The 17,462-nt window shown below is 70.1% G+C and carries 15 protein-coding genes; 14 read left to right on the top strand and 1 reads right to left on the bottom strand.

Annotated features, from left to right (window positions below; translation table 11 throughout):
• Window positions 1-25: 25 nt before the first annotated feature.
• A complete protein-coding gene (locus AC3A3G_RS02710; RefSeq protein WP_200216287.1) occupies window positions 26-1,441 on the bottom strand; it encodes an amino acid permease in 1,416 nt (471 codons plus the stop codon).
• A 300-nt stretch (window positions 1,442-1,741) separates the two neighbouring features.
• Between AC3A3G_RS02710 and AC3A3G_RS02705 the strand changes: the two genes are divergently transcribed.
• From AC3A3G_RS02705 to AC3A3G_RS02640, 14 genes are all read left to right on the top strand, one after another.
• Window positions 1,742-3,250: a hypothetical protein gene (locus AC3A3G_RS02705; protein WP_125899655.1), complete on the top strand. Its 1,509-nt coding sequence runs from the start codon at window positions 1,742-1,744 to the stop codon at window positions 3,248-3,250.
• An 89-nt stretch (window positions 3,251-3,339) separates the two neighbouring features.
• Window positions 3,340-6,033 carry a TonB-dependent receptor domain-containing protein gene (locus tag AC3A3G_RS02700; protein ID WP_200165622.1) on the top strand — a complete coding sequence of 898 codons (2,694 nt, stop codon included), beginning with the start codon at window positions 3,340-3,342 and terminating at the stop codon, window positions 6,031-6,033.
• Between the two features lie 431 nt (window positions 6,034-6,464).
• Complete coding sequence (locus AC3A3G_RS02695; protein WP_487487479.1) at window positions 6,465-7,331, top strand: type II secretion system protein N; 867 nt, start codon at window positions 6,465-6,467, stop codon at window positions 7,329-7,331.
• Window positions 7,328-9,463, top strand: coding sequence for a type II secretion system secretin GspD (gene gspD / locus AC3A3G_RS02690; protein ID WP_487487478.1), 2,136 nt, complete (start codon window positions 7,328-7,330; stop codon window positions 9,461-9,463). The genes AC3A3G_RS02695 and gspD overlap by 4 nt, the downstream gene beginning before the upstream one ends.
• Window positions 9,460-10,953, top strand: a complete 1,494-nt coding sequence (gspE, locus tag AC3A3G_RS02685; protein ID WP_487487477.1) for a type II secretion system ATPase GspE — start codon at window positions 9,460-9,462, stop codon at window positions 10,951-10,953. The genes gspD and gspE overlap by 4 nt, the downstream gene beginning before the upstream one ends.
• Window positions 10,953-12,164 carry a type II secretion system inner membrane protein GspF gene (gspF, locus tag AC3A3G_RS02680; RefSeq protein ID WP_487487476.1) on the top strand — a complete coding sequence of 404 codons (1,212 nt, stop codon included), beginning with the start codon at window positions 10,953-10,955 and terminating at the stop codon, window positions 12,162-12,164. The genes gspE and gspF overlap by 1 nt, the downstream gene beginning before the upstream one ends.
• Before the next feature lie 11 nt (window positions 12,165-12,175).
• Window positions 12,176-12,754, top strand: coding sequence for a type II secretion system major pseudopilin GspG (gene gspG / locus AC3A3G_RS02675; protein ID WP_289647737.1), 579 nt, complete (start codon window positions 12,176-12,178; stop codon window positions 12,752-12,754).
• Window positions 12,663-13,313 (top strand): GspH/FimT family pseudopilin, encoded by a 651-nt coding sequence (locus AC3A3G_RS02670; protein ID WP_325148027.1) that lies wholly within the window; start codon window positions 12,663-12,665, stop codon window positions 13,311-13,313. The genes gspG and AC3A3G_RS02670 overlap by 92 nt, the downstream gene beginning before the upstream one ends.
• Window positions 13,306-13,671: a type II secretion system minor pseudopilin GspI gene (gspI, locus tag AC3A3G_RS02665; RefSeq protein WP_487487475.1), complete on the top strand. Its 366-nt coding sequence runs from the start codon at window positions 13,306-13,308 to the stop codon at window positions 13,669-13,671. The genes AC3A3G_RS02670 and gspI overlap by 8 nt, the downstream gene beginning before the upstream one ends.
• Window positions 13,668-14,312, top strand: a complete 645-nt coding sequence (gspJ, locus tag AC3A3G_RS02660) for a type II secretion system minor pseudopilin GspJ (protein WP_487487474.1) — start codon at window positions 13,668-13,670, stop codon at window positions 14,310-14,312. Before gspI ends, gspJ begins: the two co-directional genes overlap by 4 nt.
• A 26-nt stretch (window positions 14,313-14,338) precedes the next feature.
• Window positions 14,339-15,295, top strand: a complete 957-nt coding sequence (gspK, locus tag AC3A3G_RS02655) for a type II secretion system minor pseudopilin GspK (protein WP_487487473.1) — start codon at window positions 14,339-14,341, stop codon at window positions 15,293-15,295.
• 10 nt (window positions 15,296-15,305) lie between these two features.
• Window positions 15,306-16,409, top strand: coding sequence for a type II secretion system protein GspL (gspL, locus tag AC3A3G_RS02650; RefSeq protein ID WP_487487472.1), 1,104 nt, complete (start codon window positions 15,306-15,308; stop codon window positions 16,407-16,409).
• Window positions 16,406-16,873, top strand: a complete 468-nt coding sequence (locus tag AC3A3G_RS02645; protein WP_487487471.1) for a type II secretion system protein M — start codon at window positions 16,406-16,408, stop codon at window positions 16,871-16,873. Before gspL ends, AC3A3G_RS02645 begins: the two co-directional genes overlap by 4 nt.
• A 75-nt stretch (window positions 16,874-16,948) precedes the next feature.
• Window positions 16,949-17,452, top strand: a complete 504-nt coding sequence (locus AC3A3G_RS02640; protein WP_487487470.1) for a hypothetical protein — start codon at window positions 16,949-16,951, stop codon at window positions 17,450-17,452.
• Window positions 17,453-17,462: the final 10 nt, after the last annotated feature.

Below are 17,462 nucleotides of genomic sequence, written 5' to 3'. Positions count from 1 at the left end.
GCCTTCTTTTTCAGAGATGGGCGGATCAGCCTTCGGTCGAACCGTCCTGGGGCGCCTTTGCGGCGCGGCCGCGGCTGTAGATGAAGTAGACGCCCAGGCCGACCAGGTTCCAGAACACGAACCACAGCTGCGTCTTCTGCGGCAGGCTGGCCAGCAGGTACAGGCAGCCGGCGATGGCCACGGGGCCCACGACCCAGCCCAGGGGCGTGCGGAACCCGCGCGGCATGTCAGGCGCGCGACGGCGCAGGATCAGCATGCACAGGGCCACGGCGCTGAACGCCACCAGGGTGCCCGCGTTAGCCAGGGCCACGATCTCGTCCAGCGGCACGAACAGGGCGATGGCGCCGACCACGACGCCGGTGAAGACGGTGATGCGCACCGGCGCCCCGCCCTTGGACACGCGGGCCAGGCCGCGCGGCAGCAGGCCGTCACGCGCCATGACGAAGAAGATGCGGCTCTGGCCGTAGAAGAAGGCCAGGATCACCGTCGGCAGGGTCAGCACCGCCGTCACCGCCAGGAAGTGGGCCGCGCCCGGCTGGTTGATCTCGCGCAGGATCAGGGCCAGCGGCTCGGGGCTGTTGGCGAAGCGGGTGAAGGGCGTGGCGCCCAGGGCGGCCGTGGCGATGACGGTGTAGATGGCGGCGCAGGCCAGCATCGAGCCGATGATGCCGATGGCCAGGTCGCGCTTGGGGTTGCGGGTCTCTTCGGCCGCGGTGGCGATGGCGTCGAAGCCATAGAAGGCCGAGAAGATGATGGCCGCCGCCGCCATGACGCCGCGCTCGACGCCGTCATCGCCCATCTGACGGGCGAAACCGAAGGGGCTGAAGGGCTCCAGGTTGGCGGCGTTGAAGTGGGGCAGGGCGAACCAGACGAACAGGGCCAGGGCCGACAGCTTCACCGCCACCAGGATCAGGTTCAGCGTCGCGCTCTTCTTGGCTCCGGCCAGCAGCAGGGCGCCCACGGCCATGATGATGAACAGGGCTGGGACATTGGCCACGCCGCCGGCGTGCGGTCCCTGCATGAGGGCCATGGGCAGGCCCAGCCAATCATGCAGCAAGGGAGCCGCGTAGCCTGACCAGCTGACGGCCACGGCGCTGACCACCAGGCTGTATTCCAGGATCAGGCTCCAGCCGATGATCCAGGCGACCGCCTGGCCCAGCACGACGCGGGAATAGGTATAGGCGCTGCCGGACGCCGTCACCGTGGTCGCCATCTCGGCGTAGCACAGGGCGGCGCAGGCGCAGACAAAGCCAGCGATCAGGAAGGACAGCAGAACCGCCGGCCCCGCCTTATCCGCGCCGATGCCGATCAGCGTCAGGATGCCGGTGCCGACGATAGCGCCCACGCCCATGGCCACCAGATGCGGCCAGCTGAGGCTGCGGGCCAGGCTTTGAGCGCCGGACTCGGCGTTGGGGCGCGGTTGCGCGTCTGGGCCGCCCATCGGTGGCTCCTGTCTTGAGGAGATCATGAAGCCAGCGGGTTTGCTGCGGATGGCCGGGCAATACAAGGGGCGTGGGCCCGTCGCCCTGAGCGCGGGTTCGGTTTCTGATCCGATGGCGGAATTTTCGTCACGGTTTCTCAGTCGAAACGGCATGAAACGGAGGTCGATCCGTCACCGGCTCGCGCAAGCTTCGGTCCTGCTTTTCGCTATCCCTCGCCGCCGGGCAGGAGGGGTTCGACGTCATTCCGGTCGGTATGACCGCCTCCCGCCGCAGCTTTTTGACCAACCGGTGGAACGACGATGAACAGCAGCTTCAAGACCCTGCTCGTGGTGGCGGCCAGCACGCTCGCCCTGGCGGCCTGCGGCGGATCGGCCGAGGTGGCCTCGCCCGGCGAAGGCGACTTCGGCAATGGCAACGGGAACGGCAACGGCAATGGGAACGGCAATGGCGGCAACGGCCAGGCCGCGGCTGACTGCCCGACGGGCTTCGCCAACGTCGGCACCATGGCCAACGGCACGCTGCGCAATTGCCAGCTGCCGCAACAGATCAACGGCGCGCTGACCGTGCCGCTGCGCGCCGGCACCATCTACTCCATCTCGGGCCGCACGGCCGTCGGCACGGACGGCGGCGTCGACGCCTCGGCCAACACCGGCACGCAGGGCATCCTGACGGTCGAAGCGGGCGTGACCATCTTCGCCTCGGGCGGCGGCGACTACCTGCTGGTCAACCGCGGCTCGCAGATCTACGCCGAAGGCACGGCCTCCCAGCCGATCGTCTTCACCAGCCGCCAGAACGTCGAAGGCGCGACGACCGAGAACTCGCACGGTCAGTGGGGCGGCATCGTCATCGCCGGCCGCGCGCCCCAGGCCAACTGCCAGCTGACCGCGCCTGTCACCTGCACGGGCCAGGTGGAAGGCACCAACGCCTTCTACGGCGGCGGCAACGTCAACGACAACTCGGGCCGTCTGCGTTACGTCCAGATCCGCTACTCGGGCTTTGAAATCTCGACCGGCAACGAGCTGCAGGCCCTGACCCTGGCCGGCGTCGGCGCGGGCACGACCATCGAATACGTCCAGTCCTACAACTCGTCGGACGACGGCATCGAAATCTTCGGCGGCAACGTTAACCTGAAGCGCATCGTCATCAACGGCGCCGACGACGACGCCTTCGACACCGACACCGGCTGGCGCGGCGGCGCCCAGTTCGGCATCGTGACCCAGCGCGCCCCGAACGCGACCAGCCGTTCGGCCGGTTTCGAGTTCTCGGCCGCTCCGGCCTCGACCCCGCTGGCCCAGCGCTACAACTCGCAGCCTAAGATCGCCAACTGGACGATGGTGGGCCGCAACTCGCCGACCGACGCCCACACCGTCGCCCACTTCGACACGGGCACGAAGGCGACCGTGGTCAACTCGGTCTTCACCAGCGCCGCCGGTTCGCTGGCCGGTTGCCTGGACATCGCCGACGCCGACACGGCCAGCGTGAACCCGGTGTTCAACTCGGTCTTCATGTCCTGCGGCATCTCCTACCGCGCCAGCGGCGCCGCTCGCTCGGAGCCGATTTTCACGGCCGGCGCGAACAATACGGCCAAGGGAACCTCGACCCTGACCGCCCCGACCGCGGGCGTGACCATCTCAAACCAGGTTCTGACCTTCATCAACGGCGCCAATGAAACCGCCGTGACCCCGGTCAAGGCCTCGAGCGTCCACGCAGCCTTCACCGACACCGACTACATCGGCGCCGTGAAGAACGCTTCGGACACCTGGTGGCAGGGTTGGACCTGCGGCCTGACCGCCAACGCGAAGTGCTGATGAACCCTCTGGCGAGGCGGTGGTCCGAAAGGGCCGCCGCCGACCCTTTGAGCGTCCAGCCTCTCTCGACCTACGCAAGGCAGCCGAACATGAAGAACAAGACCCTGACCCGTAACGGGCTGCTGCTGGCCAGCAGCGCCCTGGTCGCCGCTTTCGGCGCGCCCAGCCTCGCGCTCGCCCAGGCGTCCGCCCCCGTCGCCGCCGTGGCTCTGAGCAATGAACCGCCCGCCGATCCGGAAAGCCCGGATCAGGTGTCGCAGACCCCGGCCACCCAACTGGGCGACATCGTCGTCCTGGGCCGCAACATCCCGCAGCCGAACCGTCAGAGCGCCGAGGTGGCCGCTTTCCTGACGTCGGAAGACCTGCAACGCACCGGCGACTCCACCGCCGCCGCCGCCCTGACCCGCGTGACCGGCCTGTCGATCGTCGAAGGCCGTTTCGTCTATGTGCGCGGCCTGGGCGAGCGCTATTCCTCGGCCCTGCTGAACGGTTCGCCGCTGCCCAGCCCCGAGCCGCTGCAGCGCGTCGTGCCGCTGGACCTGTTCCCCTCCAGCATCCTGGCGGGCGTGACGGTTCAGAAGTCCTATTCCCCCAACTATCCGGGCGAGTTCGGCGGCGGGGTCATTGACCTGCGCACCGTGGACGCCCCGGCCGAGCCCTTCCTGACCTTCAAGGCGGGCATCGGCGGCAACACCGAGACGACGGGCCGCGACAACCTGGTCTATTACGGCTCGGACACCGACTGGACCGGCTTCGACGACGAGACCCGCAAGATTCCGGGGCCGATCGACCTGGCCTTCCGCACCGGCAAGCAGATCAACATGGCCAACTTCTCGGCCGCCGAGCTGCAGACGATGGGCCGCTCGATGGTCAATGCGCCGCTGCGCCTGATGCAGCGTCAGCAGACGCCGGTCGACGGCAGCCTGGAGCTGACGGGCGGTTTCCGCACCCCGACCGAGGTCGGCGACCTGGGCGTCATCGCCGTGGCCGGCTACGACAACTCCTGGCGCACCCGTCAGGCGATCCAGGAAGAGGGCCAGTTCCAGGGCGACGACCTGGTGCCGGTCTCGACCTTCGACGTCGAGTCCAACCAGAACGACGTGCGCCTGAACTTCCTGGGCGGCCTGTCGCTGACGACTGACGATCATGAGGTGAAGTGGACCAACCTCTACGTCCGCACCACGACCAAGCGCGCGCGCACCTCGGCCGGGCCGGACTTCGACGCCGGCGGCAGCGTGATCCGCAACGATTACACCGAATGGTTCGTGCGTCAGCTGTTCACCAGCCAACTGGCGGGCGAGCACTACTTCGGCGCCGACGGCGAGTGGAAGCTGGACTGGCGCGCGGCCTACGCCAAGACCTCGCGCGACGCCCCCTATGAATCGCGCTTCCAGTACGGCGTCGACGCCCAGGACCGCTTGATCCACAACGTCCAGGGCAACCAGATCTCGTTCAGCGAGCTGGACGACGAAATCTGGTCCGGCGGCGTGGACCTGGCCTATAAGCTGCCGATGGCGGCGGGGCGCGAGGCGACCATCAGCGTCGGCGCCTCGACCCTGGACAACACCCGCTCGGCCGAACGTCACGACCTGCAGTTCGAGGCCGTCAACGGTCTGACCGACAGCCAGCGCCGCGCGCGGATCGACTATCTGTTCTCGGACTTCAACATTAATCCGTGGACGCTGCAGCTGCGCGAGATCGCCGGCTCGAACGGCGCCAACGCCTATGACGCCGACATGAAGGTCAACGCGATCTACGCCATGGTCGACGCCGAGTTCGTGCCGACCATCCGCACCACCTTCGGCGTCCGTTTCGAGGACGGCCAGCAGAGCGTGACCCCGCGCGACCTGTTCGGCGGAACCTCGTCCTATGAGGCGACCGAGATCGAGGAGCAGTACTGGCTGCCGTCGTTCACGGCGACGTGGAACTTCACCGAGGATCAGCAACTGCGCTTCGGCGCGTCCAAGACCATCGGCCGTCCGCAGTTCCGCGAACTGGCGCCTCAGGCCTACACCGATCCGGAAAGCGACCGCGTCTTCATCGGCAACCCCTATCTGACGGACACCGAGATCCTGAACCTGGACGCGCGCTGGGAATGGTATTTCGGCCGCCAGCAGTTCGTCACGGCGGGCGTCTTCTACAAGAAGCTGGACAAGCCGGTCGAAGCGGTGATCGTCGATGTCGGCAACCAGCGCCAGCAGACCTTCCTCAATGCGCCGGAAGCAACCGTCATGGGCGTCGAGGCCGAGGTGAAGAAATACTTCGAGTTCGCCGATCAGGCGGCCTTCATCTCGAACAAGCGCTGGCTGGTGCAGGCCAACTACACCTGGTCGGACTCCGAGGTTTCGGTCGGCGAGGGCGACACCGTCATCACCTTGGGCGGCGGCGGCCGTCCCGAACAGGCGTCCTTCTTCATCCAGGACGGCAGCCGTCTGCAAGGCCAGTCGGAGCACGTCGCCAACCTGCAGCTGGGTTGGGAAGACGACACGGCCCGTTCGCAGGCGACCTTCATCCTGAACTATGTCTCGGAGCGGATCACCGCGCGCGGCGCGGGCGTCGGCACGGCGCGCGAGCCGGACTATGTGCAGGAGCCGGGCGCCTTCCTCGACTTCGTCTATCGCAAGGACTTCACCGTGAAGGGCCGCGACCTGGGCTTCGCCCTGGAGCTGCGCAACCTGCTGGGGACGGACTTCGAGGAGTATCAGGAGAAGGGCAACAAGATCCGCATCAACCAGTACGACCTGGGCCAGAGCGCCTCGGTCAGCCTGACGGCGCGTTTCTAAGCGTAGACTGCGCCTGAACATTTGAGCCGGGAGGTCTAGCGGCCTCCCGGCTTTTTTTATCCCTCTCCTGTTGGGAGAGGGCTTGAGCCTCCAAGAGCGAAGCGATTGGCGAAGGCGAAAGGGTGAGGGTTCGCGGGTGAAGTCGGCCGAAGGCCGTAAATGATCGGTTGCGCTACGGCTTACGCCGACTGACGGGACAAGCCTCTCACCCTTTGGCTGCTTCGCGCCGCCCTTCGGGTCGCGCCAGAACGATCGCTGCGCTCTCGTGCGCTCAAGCCCTCTCCCATCGGGAGAGAGTGACGGTTGCGTGTCACTTTTTCCGAACCCGCCGTATCTGTCGTGACAACTTCTCGGCGCTGTCATGGTTCGGAGCGAGCCGGGTACGGAGCATCCGCCTAGGGAGTCGTTGCGGCCGCGAGAGGCCGTTGGGGATGTCTTCCTTGCTCGCTGGCCTTCGCAAACTGAGCGCCGTTTCGTGGGGCAAGGGCGGCCTGTCCCTTCGCCGCCTATCCCTTCGTCGTCCGCCGTTGCGGCGCGTGGTCGAGGCGACGTTGATCCTGCTTCTTCTGGTGCAGGCCGGGCGGCTGGTCTGGCTGTTCGCGGCGCCGACGCCGCAAGCGACGCAGGCGCGGCCTCTGCCGGAGGTCGACCTGGGCGTGCTGTCGCGCTTCGACGCCTTCTTCCGCAACGGCGGAGGCGGGGCCGAGGCGGCGCCGTCGGACAGCGGCGGCCTGAGTCTGTTCGGCGTGCGCGCGGACGGCGCGGGCGGCGGCTCGGCCATCATCGGCCTGGCGGACGGACGCCAGGTCTCGGTCGGCGCGGGCGAGGAGGTGGAGCCGGGGCTGACCCTGAGCGCTGTCGCCCCCGACCACGTCATGCTGTCGCGCGGCGGCGCGCCGTTTCGTCTCGACTTTCCCGACATAGCCCCGGGCGTTGCGCCCGTTGCGCCCGTTGCGCCTGTAGCGGCGGCGCAACCCGCCGTGACTGCGCCCCAATCCGCTTCGGCCGAAGGCGTGGTGGTCGATCCTCAACGTCTGATCGCCCAGGCGGGGCTGCGGCCGCGCATCCAGGGCCTGGGGATCAAGGGGCTGACCGTGTCCGCCTCGGGCGACGGGGGCGAGCTGCGCAACGCAGGCCTGCGCTCAGGCGACGTCATCCTGTCGGTCAACGGCGCGGCCCTGAACAGCCCGCAAGCGCTCGCCGCCCTGCGCGGCCAGTTGGCCGACGCTCCCTCGGCCCAGATCCAGTTCGAGCGCGACGGTCAGGTCCGCTCCACCACCGTAAGGACGCGCCCATGAAGGCCCCCAGTCGTCGCTCTGGAAGCCGCTCCCTGTTGACCGGCGTTCTGGCCGCTGTTCTGGCGGTCCAGCCGCTGGCCGCCGCGCCGGTGATGGCGCAGGAATCGCGCCAGACGCTGAACGTCCAGAACGCTGACATCCGCGCCTTCGTGCAGGATGTGGCGCGCACGACGGGGCGCACCTTCATCGTCGATCCGGCGGTGACGGGCACGGTGACGGTGTCCAGCCCGCGCCCTCTGACCCGGGCCCAGCTGTTCGAGGTCTTCCTGTCGACGCTGCGGGCCAATGGCCTGGTGGTGACGCCGACGTCGTCGGGCGCCTATCGCATCAGTCCGGCGCAGGGCGCGGCGCAGGGACCGGCCACGGTCGGCGCCGAACGGTTCTCGACCGAGGTCTTCACCCTTCGCCACATCGACGCCGCCTCGGCCGCTGAGACTATCCGGCCGCTGGTCGGGGCGCAGGGGCAGGTGCTGGCCAACCCCGGCGCCAACAGCGTGGTGGTGGCCGACTTCGCCGACAACCTGTCGCGCATCCGGGCGCTGGTGGGCCGCATCGACGTCGACCGTTCGGCCTATGAGGTGGTGGCGCTGGAGAACGCCTCGGCGCGCGAGATCGCGGGCGTGCTGCAACAGGTGACGGGCGGCCCCGGCGGTCCCGGCCTGGTGACGATCACCCCGGTCGAAAGCTCCAACGCCCTGGTCCTGCGCGGCGACGGGCAGGCGCTGGCGCGGGTGCGCGGCCTGATCGCCGATCTGGACGGCCGGGCGCGGGCCAGTCAGGACGTCAACGTCGTCTTCCTGGAGCACGCCGACGCCGAGCAGCTTCTGCCGGTCCTGCAACAGATCGTTGGCCAGCCGGGTGATGCGGCGGCGACGTCCTCGCCGCGCCTGCGCACCGCGCGCGCCGGGGCGAACCAGACGACCAGCGGCATGGGGCAGGGCGGCCTGACCACGACGGGCGAGGTCGACAGCGGGCCGATCGGCTCGACCACCGTAACCGCCACCGGCCAGCGCGCGACGATCGCCCGCTTCCCCGGCGCCAACGCTCTGGTCATCTCCGGCCCGGCGGACCTGCAACGCACCCTGACCGAGGTGATCCGCCAACTGGACGTGCGCCGCCAGCAGGTGCTGATCGAGGCCATCGTCGTCGAGCTGAGCGACAAGGCCGTGCGCGATCTCGGCGTGCAGTGGCTGATGGCGGGCGAGCAGGGCGTCGGCCTGACCAACTATTCCGACCGCGCGGCGCCGCTGGTTCCCATCGCGGGCGGGGCGGCGGCAGGGCAACTCGACAAGGACGACCCCTTGCGCGAGCGGTTGCAGAACCTGGCGCTGAACAGCCTGCTGGGCGCCAACGGCTTCGTCGGCGGGGCGGGCGGCAAGTGGGGCGACGGCCTGTTCGGCTTCATCATCAATGCGGCCAAGACGGACGCGGGCTCCAACCTGTTGCAGACCCCGTCGATCATGACGTTGGACAATGAAGAGGCGACCTTCCTGGTCGGGCAGGAGGTGCCGATCACCACCGGCCAGACCATTCTGGACGGCAACTCCAACCCCTTCACCACGACCGAGCGCAAGGACATCGGGGTGCGCCTGACGGTGCGGCCCCAGATCAATGCGGGCGGCTCCATCACCCTGACGCTGAGGCAGGAGGTGTCGAGCATCAACGGCCTGCTGACCAGCGGCGCCAACGACCTGATCCTGGACAAGCGCGAGCTGGAGACGACGCTGGTGGTCGACGACGGCGACATCGCCGTGGCGGGCGGCCTGCTGGATCAGAACGACCGGCTGGAGACCAGCAAGGTTCCCGGCCTGGGCGACATTCCGGGCGTCGGCGTCCTGTTCCGCTCGACCAGCCGCGAGCGGGGGCGGACCAATCTGATGGTCTTCCTGCGCCCGACCATATTGCGCACCACGGCGGACGCGCAGGGGCTGGCGGCGGATCGCTGGGGCTATATGCGCGGCGAGCAGCAGCGCGTTCACCCCGATCGCGAGCCCAGCCTCGACGCCCTGTTGCGCGACTATATGCAGGCCCAGCCGCCCGCCGCTCCGGTAGCGGGGGAGCCGCTGGTCATCGCCCCCGTGGCGCCGGTGGCGGCGCGGCCGTTGCCGCCGGTGACGGGGGGCGCCCGGTGATCACCGTCGTCGATCCGCGTCTGCCCTACGGCTTCGCCAAGACCCACGGCGTCCTGCTGCTGGCGGCGGGCGAGGTGATGGCGGTCGGGGTGCGCGAGGGCGCCGACCCTCTGGCCCTGGTCGAGGCGCGCCGCGCGCTGGGCCGTCCGCTGGAGGCGACGCCGCTGAGCGCCGCCGCCTTCGACCGCAAGCTGTCGGAAGTCTATGCGGGCGAGCAACTGACGGCGGCCGACGACGACGACCTGTCCCTGCCTGTGGGCCTCGACAGTCTGGTGGACGACATTCCGGCGGCGGCTGATCTGCTGGACGCCACGGACGACGCGCCGGTCATCCGCCTGATCAACGGCGTCATCGCCGAGGCCGCCCGCATCGGCGCCTCGGACGTGCATCTGGAAAGCTATGAGACGCGGCTGCTGGTGCGGATGCGGGTTGACGGGGTGTTGCGCGAGGCGCTGAGCCTGAATCCGCGCGTGGCGCCGCTGCTGGTATCGCGCATCAAGGTCATGGCGCGGCTCGACATCGCCGAGAAGCGCAAGCCTCAGGACGGGCGCATCCCCCTGACGCTGGGCGGCAAGTCGCTGGACGTGCGCGTCTCGACCCTGCCGTCCCGGGCGGGCGAGCGGGTGGTGCTGCGGATTCTGGACAAGGATCAGGCCGGGCTGACGCTGGACCGGCTGGGCATGGACCCGGCGGCGCTGGAGGCCTTCCGTCATGCGCTGGCCGAGCCGAACGGCATCATCCTCGTCACCGGGCCGACCGGCTCGGGCAAGACGACCAGCCTCTATGCCGGGCTGTCGCTGTTGAACGACGGCTCGCGCAACATCCTGACGGTCGAAGACCCGGTCGAATACGCCATGGAGGGCGTGGGCCAGACTCAGGTGAACCCCAAGGTCGGCATGACCTTCGCCGCCGGTCTGCGCGCCATCCTGCGCCAAGACCCGGACGTGGTCATGGTCGGCGAAATCCGCGACACGGAGACGGCGGCCATCGCCGTTCAGGCGTCGCTGACCGGCCATCTGGTGCTGTCGACGGTTCACACCAATGACGCGGCCGGGGCGGTGACGCGCCTGCGCGACATGGGGGTCGAGCCCTTCCTGCTGGCCTCGACCCTGCGGCTGGTGGTGGCCCAGCGGCTGGTGCGGCGCCTGTGCTCGCATTGCCGGATCGAGGAGACGGCGGACAGGGCGACGGCGCGGCTGATCGGGGCCGAGGAGGGCGTGCGTGTCTGGCGGCCGCACGGCTGCGTCGACTGCGGCTCGACCGGCTATGTCGGCCGCATCGGCCTTTATGAGACCCTGACGGTGGACGAGAAGGTGCGCCGTCTGATCGCCTCGGGCGCGGATGAAGACGCGGTGTTCGACGCCGCTTTCGCGCGCGGCGGGACGCTGGCCGATCGGGCGCGGACGCTGGTGCTGGAAGGCGTCACCTCGGTCGAGGAGGCCCTGCGCGTGGCGCGTCAGGAAACCGCCGCCGAAGAGGTCGCGGCCTGATGGCGGCCTTTGATTACATCGCCGCCGACGCCATGGGGCGGACGGTCAGCGGCTCCGTGACCGCCGCCGATGAGGCCGCCGCGCGCAAGGCGCTGGCGAAGCGTCAACTGGCGCCGTTGCAGCTGTCGCCGGGCCGTGCGGGCGCGGTCACGGTGTCGAAATCCGGCCGGACCGGACGACTGTCGCCCAAGGCGTTGGCGCTGACGACGCGGCAGTTGGCGACGCTGGTCTCCGTCTCTCCGCTGGAGGAGGCGTTGCGCAATCTGATGCTTCAGGCCGATCGACCCAACGTCCGGCGGGTACTGGAAGGCGTCCACGCCGGGGTGATCGAAGGGCGGCGCCTGTCCGACGCCATGGGCCAGCAGGGCGCGGCCTTTCCGCCGCTGTACCGCGCCATGACGGCGGCGGGCGAGCAGTCGGGCGCGCTCCAGCCCATCCTTGAGCGTCTCGCCGACGGGCTGGAGCGGGACGAGGTCGTGCGCGGCAAGGTGCTGACGGCGCTGGTCTATCCGTGCGTGCTGGCGGTGGTGGCGCTGGGCGTCATCGTCGCCATGATGACCTATATCGTGCCCAAGGTGGTCGATCAGTTCGATAGCATGGGCCAGACCCTGCCGCTGCTGACGCGGCTGGTCATCGGCCTGTCGGACCTGATGCGCGACTGGGGCTGGCTGATCCTGTTGACGCTGGCGGCGGTCGCCGCCGCGGGCTTGATCGCGCGGCGGCGCGAGGCGGTGCGGCTGAGGCTGGACGGCTGGGTGCTGCGACTGCCGCTGGTCGGGCGGCTGACGCGCGACCTGCACGGCGCGCGCATGGCCCGCACCCTGTCGACCATGATCGCGGCGGGCCTGCCGGTGCTGGAGGGGCTGACCATCACGGCCCGCACCGTCTCCAACCGCGCCCTGCGCCGCGCCACCGAACAGATGGCTGAGGCTGTGCGCGAAGGCGGCGGCCTGTCGGCCGCCATGCGCCGCGCCGAGGTGTTCCCGCCCATCCTCGTCTACATGACCGCGTCCGGCGAAAGCAGCGGTCGGCTGGAGCCTATGCTGGAGCGCGCGGCCGATTATCTGGAGCGCGAATTCTCCAACTTCACCGCCGTGATGCTCAGCCTGCTGGAGCCGGCGATCATCGTGGTCATGGGCGGGATCGTCGCCGTGATCGTGCTGTCGATCCTGCTTCCCATCCTTCAGATCAACACCCTGGCTCTGGGGTGAGAGAGGCATTGATGTTCCGTTCCCTCGTTCACCCTTCTTCGCCGTCATCCTCGGCCTTGAGCCGAGGATCCAGACGCTCGACAGTCGCCAGTCAGGCTGCGGCGCTCTGTAAGGCAGGCGCGGCGTCTCTGGATCCTCGGCTCAAGGCCGAGGATGACGGCGGGAGGGGGCGTCGTGCCGGCTTCACCCTGGTCGAGCTCATGGTCGTCATCGTCATCATCGGCCTGTTGGCGACGGTGGTGGCGATCAACGTCCTGCCCAGTCAGGACAAGGCCATGGTCGGCAAGGCGCGGGCCGACATCTCGGTGCTGGAGCAGGCGGTGGAGACCTATCGCCTCGACAACCTGACCTTCCCGACGGACCAGCCGGGCTTGAAGGCCCTGACCGCGCCGCCCGCCGATCTGGCGCGGCCGGAACGCTATCGCCAGGGCGGCTATGTCCGCCGCCTGCCGGAAGACCCGTGGGGCAATCCCTATCAGTACCGCCGCCGCAGCGCCCATGGCGGCCAGTTCGACATCTGGTCCTTCGGCGCCGACGGCCAGGAAGGGGGCGAGGGGAATGACGCCGACATCGGCAACTGGCAGGGCTGAGATCCGCCTAGCCACTCCCTCCACGTCATCCCCGGTCTTGTGCCGGGGATCCATAGACTCGCGGCTGGATCGTCGGGACGCAACGTCTCTACGGCGCCGCCCGGCGCGGCCGGGTTCTCGGGTCAAGCCCGAGAATGACGGCAGAACGGGTTTCACCCTCGTCGAACTGATGGTGGTCATCGCCATCATCGGCGTGGCGGCGGGGGCGGTGCTGCTGTCCATGCCGGACCCGCGCCCGACGCTGGCGGTCGAGGCCGAACGGTTCGCCGCGCGTCTGACGCTGGCGCGCGAAGAGGCGGTGATGACCAATCGCCCGGTGGCCTTGCGCGCCGATGCGGCGGGCTATGGTTTCGAGAGTTTCGACGGCGCCGTCTGGACGCCTTTGACCGGCGTTCTGGCGCCGAAGGCATGGGGCGAGGGCGCCGCCGTCTCCGGCGCCGCCCGCGCCGTGTTTGACCCCACCGGCGGCGCCGACGCCGCCAGAGTGCGACTGGAGCGCGAGGGCCAGGCCGTCACCGTCGCCATCGACGGGGCGGGCGAGGTGACGATCCATGAGTGAGGGAGCGCCCCGCGCGGGCTTCACCCTGATCGAGTGTCTGGTGGCGCTGGCCGTGTTCGGTCTGGCGGCGATGGCGTTGCTGAACCTGTCGGGCGAGAGCACCCGCTCGGCGGCGCGGGTCGAGACGCGGACGCTGGGCGGCGTCGTCGCCGACAATGTCGCCGCCGAGGCGATGATCGCGCGCGACCTGCCCAGCGGCACCACGTCGGGGCAGGCGTCGCTGGGCGGACGCGAATGGCGCTGGGTGCGGGTGGTCAGCGCGACCGACATGCCGGGCGTCGGTCGCATCGACGTTCGCGTCTTCGCCGATGAGGAACAGGCCGCCGAACGCGTGCTGTTCCGGGCGGCGGGCGCATGAGGAAAGATCGCCTATCCGCTCAAGCAGCGAGCCGCCGCGCGGCGAGCGATAGCGGAAGAAAGAGAGCCGGGTTCACCCTTGTCGAGGTCATGATCGCCCTGCTGATCTTCGCTCTTCTGGCGGGAGCGGGCGCGCTGGTGCTGGGGCAATCGATCGAGACGCGGTTCGCGGTGAAGGCGAATGCGGACCGGGTGGCGGCGCTGCAACGCACCCGCGCCCTGCTGCGCGCCGATCTGGCGCAGGCGACGGCGCGGCGGGTGCGCGGGCCGACGGGGCGTCCGGCGCCTCAGGCGATCATGGGGCCGCAGTCGCCGGGCGATCCGCTGCTGGTGCTGGCCCGCAGCGGCTGGAGCAATCCGGACGGCGCGCCGCGCGCCTCGGTTCAGAGGGTCGAGTACCGGCTGGTCGAGGATCGGCTGGAGCGCCGCGTGGCCTCCTATCTGGACGGGGCGCGGGCCGGGCCGCCGCAGGTGCTGTATCGCGGCGTGACGCAGGCGCGCGTCGCCTTCATCCAGAACGGGTCCGAGGCGCCCGCCTTTTCCGCCAGCAGCGACCGGCCCCTGCCGGACGCCGTGCGGGTGACGCTGACGCTGGACGGTTTCGGTCCGGTCGAGCAGCTGTTTCTGGTCGCGGCCGCATGAAGGAAGGGGCGCGCGATCGTCGGGGCATGGCCCTGCTGACCGTCCTGCTGCTGGTGGCGGTGATGGCGGCGCTGTGCGTGGTGTTTCTGGACGACGTGCGCTTTTCCGTGCGTCGCACCACCAACGCCGAGAGCCAGACGCAGGCGCAAGCCTATGCGGCGGGGGCGGAGGCGCTGGCGCGGCGGCGGCTGTCCGATCTGGTGCGCGCCGATCCGGCGCGCACGCCGTTGCAGCCGCAATGGAACGGCCGCGTCTTCGCCCTGCCGCTGGAAGAGGGCGTGGGGCGGGCGGTGATCCGCGACGGCCAGTCCTGCTTCAACCTGAACAGTCTGGTGCTGGGGCAGGGTGAGGATCTGATCGCGCGGCCCGAAGGGGCGGCGCAGTTCATCGCGCTGGGCGCCGCGCTGGGCGCGCCGCGCGGGCGGATGGCGGCGGTGGCGGCGGCCCTGACCGACTGGATGGACGGCGACGACGAGGTTTCGCCGCAGGGGGCCGAGGACGCCGCCTACGCCAGCCGTCCGACGCCCTATCGCACCGGCGGGGTCATGTTGGCCGAGGTCAGCGAACTGCGCGCCGTGGCGGGGGTGGACGATGAACTCTATCGCCGTCTGAGGCCCTATCTTTGCGCCTTGCCGGAAGCCCGGTTGTCGCCCCTGAATGTGAATACGCTGGAGCCGCAGGACGTCGTGCTGCTGGTCGCGATCAGCCGGGGCGTGGTGGGGTTGAACGCGGCCAAGGCAGCCATCGACGCGCGTCCGGCGACGGGTTGGAGCAGCCCGGACGCCTTCTGGGCTCAACCCGCCCTGTCCGGCGTGGTCGTCGATGAAGAGGCCAAGGGGCAGATCACCTTGGCCACCCGTTACTTCGACCTGAGGGTCGAGATCGAGCATGGCGACGCCCGCGCCGTCCGCACCGCCCTGATCCATGTCGCGCCCGACGGCGCGGCGCGCACCGTCATCCGTCGCTGGACGCTTGAAGAATGAGCATGGAAGAATGAGCCACGCCCGCATCCTGTTCATCCCGACTCACGCGACCCTGGCGGCGCGTTTCCTGCTGGTCGATCGCGAGGGCCGCGTCGTCGGGCGCGGCGAGCTGGACCCGCATCAGGCCGACGCTCCGCCGCCGATGCGCACTATCGCCGTAGCGCCGGGCGCCGACGTCATGACGCGCTGGCTGGACCTGCCGCCGGGCAATATGGCGCAGGCCAGAGCCGCCGCGCGTTGGGCCTTGCGCGATCAGGCGGCGGGCGAGGTAGAGGGGCTGGACGTGGCCCTGGGCGCGGCGCCGGTCGACGGCGGCCCGCGCCTGACCGCGGCGGTGTCGGCCAAGCTGCTGCAGGCCTGGCTGCGCTGGATGGAGACCTTCGACATCCGGCCGGAGGCCGTCGTGCCGGACAATCTGTGCCTGCCTGCGTCGCTGGAGGCGGAGACATTGACGGCTGCACAGGCGGGGGCCGATGTGGCGCTGCGCGGCTCGGCCTTCGCCGTGACGGTCCAGCCGGATCTGGCGGAGGCGGTTGCAGCCGGGCGCTCTTTGACCTGGCTGGAAGGGGAGGCGTTGGACGCGGCCCTGGCGGCGGGGGCGATGGCGGCGCCGGTCGATCTGTTGCAGGTCCATGACCGGCGCGAGCGGGGGCAGGCGGCCAAGGGCTGGCGGCTGGCGGCGGGTCTGGCGGCGGCGCTGTTGGTCTCGCCCCTGATCCTGATGGCGGCCGAAGGGCTGCGCGACCGCGCGGCGGACGATCGCGCCGAGGCCGGTGCTCGGGCAGGGGCGGTGAAGCTCTATCCTGAGCTGGCGACGGCGGACGATCCGGCGCCGGAGGCTCTGCGGCGCCTCGACGCCGGGCCGCCGCCGGGGGGGGCGGCGCGCGCCTTCGCCGCCGTCTTCGCCGCCGTCGAGCGCGTGCCGGGCGCCGAACTGGACGACGCGACCCTGGGCGGCGAGGGGCTGCGCGTCACCCTGGCCCATCCGACGTTCAATGATCTGGACGCCGTGCGCGCCGATTTGGCCGAGGCCGGGCTGGCGGTGGTCGATGAAACCTCGGCCGAGGAAGGCGGGCGCATGGTCAGCACGCTTACGATCGGAGGCGCCCGATGAAGGCCCTGTTCTCTTCCGTCGCCGCCTGGTGGGACGGCCGGTCGCTGCGCGAGCGGCGGATGCTGGCGGTCATGGGGGCGCTGGTGCTGGGCGTCGTCGGCTGGCTGGGCGTGGTGCGGCCGCTGGACGGTTGGCAGGCCGATCAGGCGCGCGCGCGCGTCGCCGCCGAACGGCGACTGACGCAGGTCGAGACGGCGGTGGTTCAGCGCGGCGAACGACCGACTGAGGCGGTCGATCTGCAGGCTCTGGTCGCCTCCACCGCCTCGGCGGCGGGGGTGCAGCCGACGCTGGGCATGTCCGAGGGCGGGCGGCTGGGCTTTCGGCTGGATCGCGTGACGACGGCCCAGGCCTTCGGCTGGCTGGCCGTGCTGGAGCAGGGCGGGACGCGCATCGAGGAACTGGGCGTGGTCGAGAACGCGGACGGGACGCTGGGCGTGACGGGCGCGCTGGCGTCCGGGGGCTAGGCCGGAGCGCTTTTCGGCCCCGTTGGAATCGTCCGTTGTGGACTTGGAGGGCGCGGCGGGGCAGGTATCGCAGCCATGATCTCTCGTCTGGCTCTTCCCCTGGTCAGCGCGGCCGTCCTGGCGGGCTGCGCTTCTGCGCCGCGCGTCGAGACGCAGTTGTCGGCCGCCGTGCCCGCGAACGTGACCGTCTATCGCCTGCTTGAGGCCGAGGCGCCGAGCGAGGCCGACCGCGCGGCGGCCGAGGCCGTGCGTCAGGCGTTGAGCGCGCGCGGCTGGCGCGAGGTGGACGACAAGGCCGCCTGGCGGGTCGAGACGGCCTATGCGGTGCGGCCTCAGAAGACCGGCGTCTTCACCGACGTCGATGCGCGCCAGGGCGAGTGGACCGATGCGCCGCGCCTGCCGCAATGGTGGAGCCAGGGCCGCCAGACGCACAGTCTGACGGTGATCCTGACCGGGCCGGGGAATGAGGCGGGGGCCTATCGCGCCTCGGCGGTGGCGATCCTGGGGCGGCGTCAGGCCGAAACCGCGCCGGGCCTGCTGGCCGAAGCGGCGGTGGCGCAGTTGGACGCGGCGAACTAGGGCCGACCGT

Source organism: Brevundimonas sp. Soil_N_31 (assembly GCF_057655995.1).
This window is presented reverse-complemented; position numbering and strand designations above follow the sequence as displayed.